The sequence below is a fragment of the Acinetobacter sp. YH01021 genome (assembly GCF_013420255.1).
GTDB lineage: Bacteria > Pseudomonadota > Gammaproteobacteria > Pseudomonadales > Moraxellaceae > Acinetobacter.
Genome location: NZ_VOYO01000009.1, coordinates 57306 through 71506 on the forward strand (window position 1 = coordinate 57306; position 14201 = coordinate 71506).

The 14201-nt window shown below is 39.2% G+C and carries 11 protein-coding genes; 9 read left to right on the forward strand and 2 right to left on the reverse strand.

What is annotated here, in order from left to right; translation table 11 throughout:
• The first annotated feature begins 3 nt into the window (after nt 1–3).
• The 4 genes from thiL to glmS are packed head-to-tail and all read left to right on the forward strand — an operon-like array spanning nt 4 to nt 4655.
• Nucleotides 4–921, forward strand: a complete 918-nt coding sequence (gene thiL, locus FTT86_RS08540; RefSeq protein WP_005249567.1) for a thiamine-phosphate kinase — start codon at nt 4–6, stop codon at nt 919–921.
• Nucleotides 899–1420, forward strand: a complete 522-nt coding sequence (locus FTT86_RS08545; RefSeq protein WP_005249566.1) for a phosphatidylglycerophosphatase A — start codon at nt 899–901, stop codon at nt 1418–1420. The genes thiL and FTT86_RS08545 overlap by 23 nt, the downstream gene beginning before the upstream one ends.
• Nucleotides 1421–1440: 20 nt before the next feature.
• On the forward strand, nt 1441–2805 hold the full coding sequence (gene glmU, locus FTT86_RS08550) for a bifunctional UDP-N-acetylglucosamine diphosphorylase/glucosamine-1-phosphate N-acetyltransferase GlmU (protein WP_180181010.1): 1365 nt from the start codon (nt 1441–1443) through the stop codon (nt 2803–2805).
• An 11-nt stretch (nt 2806–2816) separates the two neighbouring features.
• On the forward strand, nt 2817–4655 hold the full coding sequence (glmS, locus tag FTT86_RS08555) for a glutamine--fructose-6-phosphate transaminase (isomerizing) (protein WP_180181011.1): 1839 nt from the start codon (nt 2817–2819) through the stop codon (nt 4653–4655).
• 603 nt (nt 4656–5258) lie between these two features.
• Here the strand turns inward: glmS and FTT86_RS08560 are convergent.
• Both FTT86_RS08560 and FTT86_RS08565 read right to left on the reverse strand, forming a co-directional pair.
• A complete protein-coding gene (locus FTT86_RS08560; RefSeq protein ID WP_159516580.1) occupies nt 5259–5747 on the reverse strand; it encodes a GNAT family N-acetyltransferase in 489 nt (162 codons plus the stop codon).
• Nucleotides 5737–6003 (reverse strand): DUF1778 domain-containing protein, encoded by a 267-nt coding sequence (locus FTT86_RS08565; RefSeq protein ID WP_039890759.1) that lies wholly within the window; start codon nt 6001–6003, stop codon nt 5737–5739. Before FTT86_RS08565 ends, FTT86_RS08560 begins: the two co-directional genes overlap by 11 nt.
• A 428-nt stretch (nt 6004–6431) precedes the next feature.
• On the opposite strand from FTT86_RS08565, the gene FTT86_RS08570 reads away from it, so the two are divergent.
• From FTT86_RS08570 to FTT86_RS08590, 5 genes are read left to right on the forward strand one after another with little or no spacing between them, the layout of a single operon-like run.
• On the forward strand, nt 6432–7235 hold the full coding sequence (locus FTT86_RS08570) for a heteromeric transposase endonuclease subunit TnsA (protein ID WP_060513852.1): 804 nt from the start codon (nt 6432–6434) through the stop codon (nt 7233–7235).
• Nucleotides 7222–9342 carry a Mu transposase C-terminal domain-containing protein gene (locus FTT86_RS08575; protein ID WP_159516579.1) on the forward strand — a complete coding sequence of 707 codons (2121 nt, stop codon included), beginning with the start codon at nt 7222–7224 and terminating at the stop codon, nt 9340–9342. Before FTT86_RS08570 ends, FTT86_RS08575 begins: the two co-directional genes overlap by 14 nt.
• Nucleotides 9339–11021, forward strand: a complete 1683-nt coding sequence (locus tag FTT86_RS08580) for an AAA family ATPase (protein WP_159516578.1) — start codon at nt 9339–9341, stop codon at nt 11019–11021. The genes FTT86_RS08575 and FTT86_RS08580 overlap by 4 nt, the downstream gene beginning before the upstream one ends.
• A 26-nt stretch (nt 11022–11047) precedes the next feature.
• The gene (locus FTT86_RS08585) at nt 11048–12589 is read left to right on the forward strand and encodes a TnsD family Tn7-like transposition protein (RefSeq protein WP_180181012.1); all 1542 of its coding nucleotides are present in this window, start codon (nt 11048–11050) and stop codon (nt 12587–12589) included.
• Nucleotides 12582–14171, forward strand: coding sequence for a Tn7-like element transposition protein TnsE (locus FTT86_RS08590; RefSeq protein WP_159516577.1), 1590 nt, complete (start codon nt 12582–12584; stop codon nt 14169–14171). The genes FTT86_RS08585 and FTT86_RS08590 overlap by 8 nt, the downstream gene beginning before the upstream one ends.
• Nucleotides 14172–14201 lie beyond the last annotated feature (30 nt).

Below are 14201 nucleotides of genomic sequence, written 5' to 3' on the forward strand. Positions count from 1 at the left end.
TGTATGGCTGAATTTTCGATTATCGACACCTATTTCAATCGCAAGAATGCCCATTCTGTCGATCTGGGCGTCGGTGACGATTCAGCCTTGCTCACCCCTCCTCCTCAGCAACAACTGGTCATCTGTGCCGACACCCTGATTGCTGGACGCCATTTTCCAATGAATACCAATCCGCATGCGATTGGCTGGAAATCTGTGGCGGTTAATTTATCTGATATTGCCGCGATGGGCGCAACCCCGCACAGTATTTTACTCGCATTGAGCCTACCCCAAATTGATCATGACTGGCTAAAAGCTTTTAGTCAGGGTTTATATGATTGTTGCGATCAATTTGGTGTGAGCTTAATCGGTGGTGATACCACTCAAAGTCCTCATTTAACCCTGTCTGTTACTGCATTAGGCTGGGTGGACATTGGTCAAGCCATTACACGCTCGGGTGCAAAACTGGGTGATTTGATCTGTGTCAGTGGAACTGTCGGTGATGCAGCTTTTGCTTTAAATCATCTTGGTCATCCATTACAGAAACGTCTGGACTATCCAACGCCACGTTGTCAGCTCGGTGCCGCCCTAAAAGGTCTGGCGCATACCATGATTGATATCTCGGATGGTTTGGCACAAGATCTTGGACATATTCTCAAAGCTTCTCAAGTCGGTGCAAAGCTGCAACTCGAAAACTTACCGATCAGTCCTACCCTGCAGACATTAGACGATGCACAAAAATGGCAATATGCCCTCGCTGGTGGCGACGATTACGAGTTATGCTTTACAATAAGCCCGCAAAATTACGAAAAATTATTGCAAAAACAACTTGATGTTTCGATTAGTATGATCGGCACAATTCAGCAGAAACACGGCTTAACTTTTGAAAAAGATGGCGTAGATCATTCACTTCAATTTAATGGGTATCAACATTTTGCATAAGCCTCCAATTCTTTTTAAAACTATGACTTGGCCAGAACGTTTTATTGTGTTCTGTGGTGTGGGCTTTGGTTCTGGTTTAAGTCCTAAAGCACCTGGTACCACTGGTTCCGCTTTTGCACTATTATTTGTACCAGTTTGGCTTGCAATCGGCTTCACAAACACCATCTTGGCGATTATGATCATGTCCCTGATTGGTATTTATATTTGTGACAAAACAGCAAAAATTATGGGCGTACATGATGATGGGCGCATCGTCTGGGATGAGTTTGCAGGACAATCCATCACATTTTTGCCACTGATCTACTTAGGTCAGATGAACTGGTTATGGTTGCTCGTCGGTTTTGCGCTATTCAGATTATTTGATATCTGGAAACCTTGGCCGATCCGTGTGATTGACCGACAGGTCGACGGTGGCTTCGGCATCATGCTGGATGACATTATTGCCGGCCTTTGGGCTGCTCTTTGTATTTTGCTTTATTTTTACTTCATCGTGGCATAAGCCATATTTAGGATTAGAACATGTCAACGACTGTTATTATTCTTGCTGCAGGTAAAGGAACGCGCATGCGCTCTAGCTTACCGAAAGTATTACAACCCCTTGCAGGACGTCCTTTACTGGGTCATGTCATTGAAACGGCAAAAAAATTAAACGCAGATAATATTATTACGATTTATGGTCACGGCGGTGATCGGGTTCAGACAGCATTTGCACAAGAGGATATTAAATGGGTCGAACAGGCTGAACAGCTGGGTACCGGTCATGCCGTACAAATGACCTTGCCTGTCCTGCCACAAGACGGCGTCTCGCTGATTCTTTCCGGCGATGTGCCGTGCATTAATCCTGTAACCTTACAAAAATTACTCGATGCCACTGCAGCAACCGGTATTGGTCTGGTGACGCTTACCCTGCCAGATGCTAATGGTTATGGCCGTATTGTGCGTAAACAGGGTCAGATCCAGGCCATTGTGGAGCACAAGGATGCTTCCGAAGAACAGCGTCAGATCAAGGAAATCAATACCGGTATTTATGCCGTCAGCAACGCTAAATTACATGAATGGCTGCCGAATTTAAGCAATGACAATGCGCAGGGTGAATATTACCTGACCGATATTGTGGCGATGGCTTTGGCAGATGGTATGCAAGTTGCATCTGTAGAACCTGAGCAGGCTTTTGAAGTTGAAGGGGTAAATGACCGTGTGCAGTTGGCTGCTTTAGAGCGTCAGTTCCAGGCTTATCAAGCCAAACAGCTGATGCAGCAAGGCGTACATCTGATTGATCCAAGCCGCTTTGACTTGCGTGGTAATTTAACTGTCGGCCAGGATGTTCGCGTTGATATCAACGTGATTATCGAAGGTGATTGCGAGCTGGGCGACAATGTCGAAATTGGCGCCGGCTGTATCATCAAGAATACCAAGATTGCAGCTGGCACCAAGGTTCAGCCATATAGCATTTTCGATAGCGCCATCGTTGGTGAAGATACCCAGATTGGACCTTTTGCACGACTCCGTCCGGGTGCAAAACTCGCAGCTGAAGTACATATCGGCAACTTTGTTGAAGTCAAAAATACTACGATTGGTCTAGGTTCTAAAGCCAACCATTTTACCTACTTGGGTGATGCAGAAGTTGGTAGTGGTTCGAACATCGGTGCAGGGACTATTACCTGTAACTATGATGGTGCGAACAAATTTAAAACGATTATTGGTGATCAGGCCTTTATTGGCTCGAACAGTTCATTGGTGGCACCTGTAAAAATTGGCAATGGCGCCACAGTCGGTGCAGGCTCAACGATTACCCGTGATGTGGAAGACAACAGTTTGGCAGTAGAGCGCTCTAAGCAATTTGCCAAAGAAAACTATCCACGTCCGCAAAAAATCAAGAAATAAGGGGAATAAATATGTGTGGTATCGTTGGTGGCATTGCAGAACGTAGCATTACCAATATTTTGATTGAAGGTTTAAAACGCCTGGAATACCGTGGTTATGATTCAGCAGGTTTGGCACTCATTAACAACAGCCAAGTCCTACGTGAACGCCGTGTCGGTAAGGTTGCGAACCTTGAACAGGCTGTGAATGAATCACAGATTAGTGGTTCACTTGGCATTGCGCATACACGCTGGGCGACCCATGGCAAACCGACTGAAGAAAATGCCCATCCGCATATTTCTGAAAATGTGGCAGTGGTGCATAACGGAATTATCGAAAACTATCAGGAACTCAAAGATGATCTTGAAGCTTTGGGCTATGTGTTTACCTCACAGACTGATACTGAAGTGGTTGCCCATCTGATCAATGATGCACTGAAATCTACCCCGAGCCTGTTAGAAGCTGTACGCCAAGTGGTTCCGCAATTGAAAGGTGCCTATGCACTGGGCATCGTACATACTGACCACCCGGATGAACTGATTACCGTGCGTGAAGGTTCTCCACTGGTGATTGGTGTCGGGATTGGTGAAAACTTCATTAGTTCAGATCAATTAGCCTTACTTCCAATTACTAACCGTTTTATCTACCTGGAAGAAGGTGACATTGCCCGTTTGACCCGCACCAGCATTGAAGTCTTTGTCGATGGTCAACTGGTCGATCGTCCGGTCAAGGAACTGGATGCTGCGGTCAGCAATGCGTCTAAAGGTGAATACAAGCATTACATGCTCAAAGAAATTTATGAGCAGCCTGAAGCGATTAAACAGACCATTTCCCAAGCTTTAAATGGCAATGACCTGCGTGAAGATTTTCTTGCTAGTGCGGAACAAGACTTTTCAAAAATTCAGCAAATCCAGATTATTGCCTGTGGTACCAGCTATCATGCCGGCATGATCGCCAAATATTGGTTTGAACAGCTGATTGACCTGCCTTGCCAAGTCGAAATTGCCAGCGAGTTCCGTTATCGCACGCCGGTGATTGTGAACAATACGCTGTATGTGTGTATTTCCCAATCTGGTGAAACGGCCGACACCTTGGCTGCATTACGTGATACGCAAAAACGTGCAGCAGCCAAAGGCCTGGACATTACCACGATGACCATCTGTAACGTGGCGACCTCTTCGATGGTGCGTGAAACTCAGCATAGTCTGTTGACGCTGGCAGGTCCTGAAATTGGTGTAGCTTCAACCAAAGCCTTTACCACCCAGCTTGCTGCATTGATGCTGTTGGTACTGAAAATCGGTTCTGTAAAAAATACGATTTCCACAGAACAAATGACGGAGATCACCACAGAACTTTGGCATACGCCTAAAGTGATTCTGGATACCTTGCGTCATGACGATGAAATTTTACGTCTCTCTGAACTGTTTGTTGAGAAGCAGCATTGCCTGTTTTTGGGCCGTGGTACGCATTTCCCGATCGCTCTGGAAGGTGCACTCAAACTGAAAGAAATTTCATATATTCATGCTGAAGGTTATGCTGCAGGTGAGCTGAAACACGGGCCATTGGCACTGGTCGACAATGACATGCCGGTGGTAATTCTGGCGCCACAGGATGACATGCTGGACAAGCTTAAATCCAATATGGAAGAAGTTCAGGCACGTGGCGGCGAGCTATTTGTGTTTGCTGATGAAAACAGCGGCATTAAAGCCAAAGAACGCCAGCATGTGGTACATATTCCGTCAGTCAATGCAGTGCTGGCACCGATTGTGTATAGCATCCCGGTGCAGTTACTCTCTTATCATGTAGCTGTATTACGTGGTACGGATGTAGATCAGCCACGTAACCTGGCAAAATCGGTCACCGTAGAATAATTAAAATTGAATCAAGGCTGGGGAACTGTGTTCGTATAATTAAGTTTGTACCAAATAATTAAGTTTAGATTTAATTATTTAAGTTTGGATATTAATGAAGTAAACGAACAAAACCCTACCCTGTAGACCCAGTGATTCTTCACCAAGTCTACAGGGTTTTTAATATAAATAAATTCAAATTAGAATCACACCAGAAATATAAAATTATTACTAATATATTCAACGATATAGATATATAAAAATCTCACCCTAGATTCAAAAAGCATCCCTTTTTGACCTCATCTTGAAAACATTTCATTTTTATTTAAAGTATGCTTCGCCTTTCTGAGCAAGAATTCGTATTTTAAAGTGGAAGAATCCAATACTTAATACAAACTTAATTTCATCTAAAATTCAGGATACCAAATTCTAATACAAACTTAATTTTAAAATTGAAAAACAATGAATAATATATATCAACAACTTATGATCAAAAATAAAACAAACTTAATTAAATTACCATAATTAGACGCAGTATTTGGTCATAAAGCAAAATAAGGGATAAGGAACTATGTGCAAACTCTGAATAAGTCTATTAGCTATTCCTGTTACTAGCAACCCACCTTATTTAAAATGAGGTATTTCATTCACTGGATATATTAATGTTAATGGATTTGATGTTAATGAGATAAAGCCAAACCGCTGATAAAACTCCATAGCTTTTTGATCCTTAGCATGTATTACAACAAAATTAACACCAATAATTTGAGCAACTTTTGAAACTTGTTTAAGAGCATGTGCCAAAAGTACTTTTCCAACTCCTTGCCCCTGTGCAGCTTGATCAACGGCAAAGCGCCCCACAACCACACAAGGTAAGGGATAACGAGGTAATCGTTTAATGAGAACAGCATCAACCCCATCAAATCCTATAGAGGTACTTGATAGACAATAAAACCCCCTCACCTGTGCATCATCATCAATAGCAACATAGGTTTTACTTGTTCCTGATTTCTGATGTTGGGATGCGTATTGTTTTATGAACTTATTTAAATCATCTTGCCCACAATTAAATGATTTTTTCTGATGATGGGCTTGTAAAACCTCAATTTTCATCCAATAAACTCATTAAATTTTTCATCTCATCATTTGCAGGGCGCGGATTTTCAAGCAAATTCATTAACATATCACGATCAGCATTATTTACTTTTAACTCGTGATTAGATTTAAGTAATTCTTTTGCTCGTTCAAATGAGGATTGGATCATAAAGGAACTCACACTAAGACCCAATAAATTCGCAGCTTGCTCAATTACATTCTTTGCATCTACCGTTGAACGAACATTGATTCGTTCTGTTGCTAAGTTAGCCATATTTTCCACCAATTTGTACATCATAATGATGTACAAATTATAGCAGATTAAGGTAGTACTTTAAGATCCAAATTTACATATTTTGTTCTAAAATATTTGGAATAGAAAATAAGCATTTTACTATGAACCAGAATGAATGGTCGGGTTTGAGTCTGAATATGCAGTTGGTTTACATAAGAATATGCAACGATATTTACTAAGATGTAATTTGAATACTTTTGCCTATCATCAACGTTTTTTAAACTCATCAATTGAGTATTAAAATACCATATTAATTATTAAGTTACTGAATTAAATAAATAATTAAATAAAAATTATAAAATTTTGTTTGTATGTAAATATATTTAAGTTTGTATTTTTTTGCCAAATACAAAATTAACCTCCTTCAGATATGATTAATTATCCACCAAAATCCACAGGTCTTCTGTATGGCAAAAATTATAAAAAACTATGAGGAATTAGTAACAGAAGGGTATGGCCAGGGCCATGGACGCGATTATAAACCTTGTAAAACTGTTCAAAACTTCAGTTCAATTGGTCGCTCTCACAGAGTACAAGGCCGCGTGAGTAAACGTCTTCATCACTTATTTTCTGATCTAGAGCTATCTACCTTTTTACTGCTTGACTGGAATCAGAACGTTACAGATATTCGCGAACATTATCCTTTGGATATCTATGATCTTAACTCCATCTGTTCTCGTTTCCGAATGAAAAAAGTATCGGTTGACTATATACCTTTTACCCTATCTTCAGATTTTTTAGTTGATTTTGGTAAGTTTTCTATAGCCCTTGACACTCTTTACAGCAAGGATCTGAATAAAGCTCATGTTATTGAGTCATTAGAAATTAAACGTCGTTACTGGGAAGAAGAGCACAATACGCCGTTCAAACTGATTACTGAAAAAGACATTCCTGCTACGGTACTAGAGAACATTAAATGGCTGTATGTAGAAAAAAATGACCTTGAAATAACAAATCACATGATTGATCAAGCAGTTTATTTTATGGAAGAAATTAGCCAGTACCCTCAAAGCTCATTAATCCAATTTTGTAAGCATTCTGACCAAACTCAAAAAATGGGTATCGGAGCGACGCTCGCATTGTTTAGAAAATTATTTGCACTGCGAATACTTCAATTTAATCTAGAAATTTCGTATTTGGAGCTTAAACTCTCTGATATTCATGCAAGTAATTTGCTCCAGAATGAGAATACAGTCCATGCAACTAATTAATTCAGTTTACATCTTGAATTCAACACAATACCGAATACTCAAATTCTTACCGCAGTATACGGTATGGATTGCGATTGATAATAAAAATGCTTTTCCTGAACTCATTTTGTCTAAGGAACTTCAAACTCTCTCAGATGATCAAAGCCTGATACCAGCGCAAGATCCTTATGAATACTTAAAACGATTAAACTTGAGTGAAGATTCTATTCAACTCAAAAAAAGAGATGAAAACTTTTTAATTATTCAAGATTTAATTAATGATGAACAAGTTCTTATCAATACAAAAATCAGGACTGCAAAAATTAAAACTATACATCTAGAGAAAGAGGTATCAATTAATAAAATTCTACGACTCCTAAGACGCTACTGGCAGCGTGGTCAAACGATAAATGCTTTGGTACCGGACTATGAAAACTCAGGTGGAAAAGGCCAAAAAAGAGCTATAGGTGATAAAAAAATTGGCAGACCACGCATCTATGAATCGAATGAAGGTAAGAATATCACTGAACAGGTTGAATTATATTTTAAGAAAGCCATCGAAGAGTATTTAGTTCCTGTCAAAAAACAATCCATTAACGAAACTTATCTTCGGTTTAAAAATTTATTTTCTAAGCACTTTCATCAAGTGCAAGCCGCAGATATTCCAACCTATGCCCAATTCTATTATTTTTATAATAAGCGATATAGAAATAAGAACAATTCCAAGGAAATTCTGAAGAATCAGAAAACTCTGAAAGATCACAAACCTCTGACTTCAACAGCGACCAAGCAAGCAAATGGTCCTGGTGCACGTTATGAGATAGATTCAACAATCGCTGACATCTACCTTGTATCATCAAGGGATCCATCACAGATTATTGGCCGACCTACCGTATATATTGTTATCGATGTATTCAGCCGGATGATTACTGGGCTTTATGTCGGCATGGAAAACAGTTCCTTTAATACAGCCATACAATGCCTCAGCGTTGCAATCCAAGATAAAGTGACATTCTGTCAGAGTTATGGCTTGCAAATACAACCAGAAGACTGGCCTATTTATGGTTTACCTGGTGCCATACTTGCAGACCGCGGTGAACTAATTGGCTATCAAATTGAACTTCTTGAAAAAAACTTTTCTGTTCGTATTGAAAATGCGCCACCGTATCGAAGCGATGCCAAAGGTATTGTGGAGAGGGCTTTCGGACTCATTCAGTCACGCTTTAAATCCTACGAGAATATTGGTGTTGTTTCTGGATTCAAGGAAAAAAAGAAAGGCGGACATGATTATCGACTAGAAGCTTGTCTAACTCTGGAAGAGTTCAGAAAAATCATCTTAAGCTGCGTCTTTTTACGCAATAATTTTGATATTTTGACGAAATATGATCGTAGTGCCGATATGCCGACTGACCTGCCTTCTATCCCCCTTAAGCTCTGGCAGTGGGGTCTACAGCACCGTACTGGGATGTTAAGACAAGTGGATAACAAATCACTATATGTTGGCTTGTTACCTAGGACCGACGCCTCCTTAAGTGACAAGGGACTTAAAGTCAAAGGCTTACTCTATCAATGTCTGGAAATGCATCAACAAGGCTGGTTTATTCGTAACACGACCAAATCCCGCCCGAAAAAGTTGCGGATTGGTTTTGACCCATACTCAGTAAATACCATTTATGTTTTCTTTGATGAAAATAAGTTGGAATACTGGGAAGCGCACTTAAGTGATGCCTCACGTCAATATCAGCATCTGACCTGGTGGGAAGCTGAACAAATTCAAAAAGCAATCAAAACTGTTGAAAAACAACATTCACAACTGAAGTCCGTAGCCATCAGTGAATTGCAGGATTTTACTGACAAAATCATCCACACAGCACAGAGCCGGCAGGCTCAAGCAGGAGTTCACCAACTTTCTAAAGCACAACGTACTCGGGATATTCGTCAGAACAAACAAGAAGCAATTCAGGTGGAACGTGAGGAACATCTCCAAAATAGGTCCGTCAATTCTATCCGGACTATCCATCCCAACCAAGACAATCCTCCAACACCCCCATCTCACAGCAGCAATCTGGATTTGACCAGTCAACCAGACTTAATGAGACAATTATTTGAAGAGGACGATGAAGAATGAATAATAATGAACTTGCGGTCAACACATCGATAGAAGACATCTATGGGGATAATCCTCTCATTACTCAATTACCGCCCATTCTTGACACGAAGTCGGTTATTAAACACCTACGAGGGAAACTAAAATTTATTCCAGAGCAGCGTTTTTTGCCTCAACCAGAAAGAATTCATCTAATTGCTCAACTGCCTCATGATTTTTTCCAACCACTCACCAAACATCTATCCCTTGAACAAAAAATTTCTATCATGATCCGGCAAGGTTATGTGAGTAGAAACATCAATAATGGTGATCGACACAGGCATTTGCACGCGGCTTTTCAACAACTAGAACCTTCAAACGAAAGCTCTTACCGCTACGCTCCTCCAGAATCGACAGCCACTAGTATGTCTATTATAGGATGTTCTGGGAGTGGGAAAACGACCACGATGAACAAGATTTTGCGTTATTATCCGCAAGTGATTGAGCATAAAGAACTGGGGTTAAAGCAAATTGTTTATCTTAAAATTGATTGCCCGCATGACAGCTCTTTAAAAAACTTATGCTCAAACTTTTTTAGAGCAGTAGATTTAGCATTAGGAGATACTAACTTCGAGCATCGTTTTACCAGAAGCCGCTTAAATGTAAATGCCATGCTGCAGCAGATGAAAATCATCGCAAATAACTATTCAATTGGACTTTTAATCATTGATGAAATCCAGCATTTGAATACAAAAAAATCTGGTGGGGCCGAGATTATTCTTAATTTCTTTGTAACCTTGGTGAATGTCGCATCCATTCCGATCGTGATGATTGGGACACCCAAAGCCAATGAAATTTTGCAAGAAGACTTGAGATCAGCTAGACGCAGTGCAGGATTAGGCTCTTTAATCTGGGAACCTATGCGTAATGAAGCCCCTACCCCCGATCCTAGTACTCCCGATCAAATGATTATTTCTGAATGGCATACTTTTACAAATAAGCTATGGCAGTATCAGTGGGTTCAACAACCAGCTGAACTGACCGATGAATTAAGAGCCACTTGGTATTATTATACGCAAGGTATTCCGGATCTAGTGGTTAAGTTGTTCTGTCTGGTACAAATTCATGCAATCACCATCGGTCTGGAAAAAATCACCTCAGAATTATTTAAAAAAGTCTACGAAGAACAATTGCAGCCAGTCCACGATATTCTAGATGCACTGCGTTCAGGCAATCCTGCACGTATTGCACGGTATTCTGACCTCACTATCCCTCAAGTTCAAATTGAGGAGTATGTTGAACAACACCGTTTTAAGGCCGCATTAAAAACAGAAAAACAGCATAAAGATCTGGGACCGCATTATTCTACTTTAATAGGTATGCTGACAGTATTAGGTCATCCCGCCGCTACAATAGAACCGCATGTCACTTCTGCATTAAAAAAATATCCAAACGAAAACTTACAGGTACTCCTCCAGCATATTCTGGAAGTATTAGACAGCCCTGTAGCAGAAGATAAGTTTAAACAGCATCAAACCACGACTCCGGCAAGGAAGCCACGGACATCTCGTAAAGTCATGAAGCCGGAGGAATGGAAAAGTACTGAAGCCAATGACTTACGAGTTTTTTTCAGTCAGGCACAAGAACAGGAAGTAGATGTTTATGAGTTATTAAAATCATCTCACTATTTGTTTGATCCTACCCGTCCCATTTTGCATTAAGCAGAAAAAATGGAGGGTAAGGTATCATGATTTCAAATTTTCCAGCACCATATCCAAATGAATTGATTTACAGTGTGATTGCTCGTTATGCTGTTCACAATGGGATTCTGAGTCCAAAATATCTCACTGAAGAATTATTCAATAATAGGAACTTGACACCAACTTACGATTTACCTTCTCATCTAGACAGGGTGGCCAGTTACTTACCAGATCACTATGATGCGCTTATTTTAATCAACCAACACACCCTGTTACCAATTTACCAACCATTTCAACCTGATACAGTAATGCGTTATGCTGTGCAGGCATTGCGAGGTGAGCAGTATCAATCCCTGCATACCAAATTAGGAAAAAATGCATCGCGGATCAAAGCTGTGAGTTTTTTCCGGTTCTGCCCTCATTGCTGGCAAGAACAGATGCAGCAATACGGTGAAGTTTATTGGAAACGCAGCTGGCAGATTACTGGATACGAATATTGTACAAGGCATCAGCAATCTCTTTCTGTGAGTTCTATGTCTTGTAATGGGATAGACCGAAAATTCTATTTTGCTCATTTGAATGCACTGAAAGACTCTTCACAGCTTGTGTTTAATCCTCAAGACGTAAATCATCATATCGAGCTTGCAGGACTGATCGAAGAGCTACTCGCTCATTCAACATCCATTAGTGTGCAAGATTTTTCTACTTTATCAGATACTTATTTCCTTCTCTTAAAAGATAGAGATTTACTATTAAATCGCAAAAATATCAATTACGAAAAAGTCCGTCAGCTTGTTGTCGATTATTGGGGCGAAAGTTTTCTTCAATATTATCAATTAGGTGATCTGAGCTCTGAGAACTGCTGGCTCAAGAATATCTGTAGAAAACATCGTAAAGCATTTTCTTATCTTGAGCATCTCATCGTATTAAAGGCACTTGTTCCCGAACAAAGTCCTATTTATACATACCAACAGTATTTGGATCTAGCGACAGTAGGTATAGAGGAACAAGCCATTCCTGTCACTGTAAAACACAAGACTTACCAAGTCCTGTCAGATGATCAACTGAAATGGATACAATTGATTCAGGATATGTCAGTCAAACTATCTCGTAAACATGATGGTGCACTGTACGCACGTTTATATCGCAATCATAAAGATTGGCTGTTACAAATCAATCAAACCGCTATCATGACACCACTCTCTCTACCCAAACCACGTGTCGATTGGAGTATTCGGGATCGTCAGTTTATGAAACAATTGATTAAAATACGTGATGAATTATTAGAAGACTTAGACTCCCCACAATGGACCAAAAAGTTTTTAATTAAACAACTCGGGCATGTCAGCCTAATTGAAAAAAACTGGCATTTTCTGCCGTTGACCAAAGCATTTTTGGAGCGCTACGCTGAGTCCATAGATTGCTATCAAATACGTCGCATGACTCGAACATTTATTCGCCAAAACATTGAAGATAAATATTATCCACCGAGTGTTTTTTTACGTCAATCCGGATTAAGTGAGCAGCGATTAACCCCAGAAGCCCGTCGATTTTTTAATAATATTTGGGAAGAAATAAAAAATGAGTGATTGTTCAACCGACTTTTTACCAAAAGAGATGATTTACTATACTGCGACAAAAATTAGTCGACGCGGTCAAACTCGGTTTGATATTGATACTCATTTGTTTAACCCTATTATTAACCGTCCTATTCAACTTAAATTACCGATTGAGAGTGTTCTTCTATACCGCTATAGAACCCAAATTGATGCCTCTCCTACAAAATTATTCACTCACACACTTGAACATGTAAATTTCACAACATTTAGAACTATTATTTTACCGGAGGGTGAGGATCAAAAAATACATGAAGGCCGGATATGTTTTGAATTTAATTACTACTCAACAGTTTTAAAGAAAAATATTACTATTCAAATACCTAAGCTTATCTTGGCCCGCGATTTATTTTTCTCTCATCCTTATTTAATTCGGGCGGCACTTTTTGCAGAAAATTATTCAACCGATGTTTTAGTGGATAGAAATGATGAAAAGGCTATTCATATTAATATAGCAAAAAACAAAAAAATTATGAACGCAGATGTCTCTGATCCTCATTTTTTGAAGAAGCTCGCTTTAATTTTATTACAGCCTGATTTAAATAAAGCCTTCCTTAGTATTTATCAGAAAACAATTATTGATCAAAAAGGCGCTAAAAGTTTTAATTTTGACATGGAAGTGCCTGATCTTAAAAATATTGATCTAACGGTAGATGGAATTTATGATAAAGAAACAGGTATTTACAGAATTGAGCGCATTACATCTTTCAAAAATCTTGATACAGCTATCAACCGCCCTATTCAATTTCATTTCACTTCAAAAAAAATCATACAACAGGTCAAAAATGCTCAAGGGCAAGGTTCAAACAAACCAAAACCAGCGAGTCAACCTAAAGAGAAATTGAATAAAAATGCTGAGGCAGATATCGATAAACTACTGGCCAAGCTAAGAAACCTACCTGGAGAAATTTATACAATTGAAGAATTAAAAATTTCTTTAGAGACACCTCCTGCTAAAACTGTAGTACGTAAAAGACGAAAGCAAATGGATAAAGATCAAAATCAAGAAGAAGGATTTGCTGGTGGAGAAGGAGATATAGAGGGTACAGTGCCTGGATGTACAACTGAATCAGAAATTCAACTAGAGCGAGTCACTTATAAAGACTTGATTAAACTACTGGAACAAATTGAGAAAAAAGGATATAAAATCAAAGAAATAAAGAACTCACCTTTTAAAAAATATAAACGTTTCAGAGGGCATAAGTTTGCAAACAATCAATTACGCTACTTTTATGTCTATAAAATTTTAAACATAGAAAATAATCATCAATTTTATTTGTGTGAAATTGATACTTCAGATGGTAAAAAAAATATCTCTACCTTATTACTCCCATATGAAGAAAAAACTCAACGATTAATTGAGACAGATTTAGAAATATTAAATAATTCAATACTGTTTCAATCACTCAGTTGGCCTAAAAAGTTTCTATCTGAAATGAGAGGTATTACTGCAATAACTACAATTAATCATCCTTCAAAAAAGGAAGAGGTAGAAGATGTAAATTATTACGCTGACTGGGCGGAACGGATCTTGGCAAAGGTAAAATCGATATAAATTTCACTAAGAGCTAACATATAAAATAGC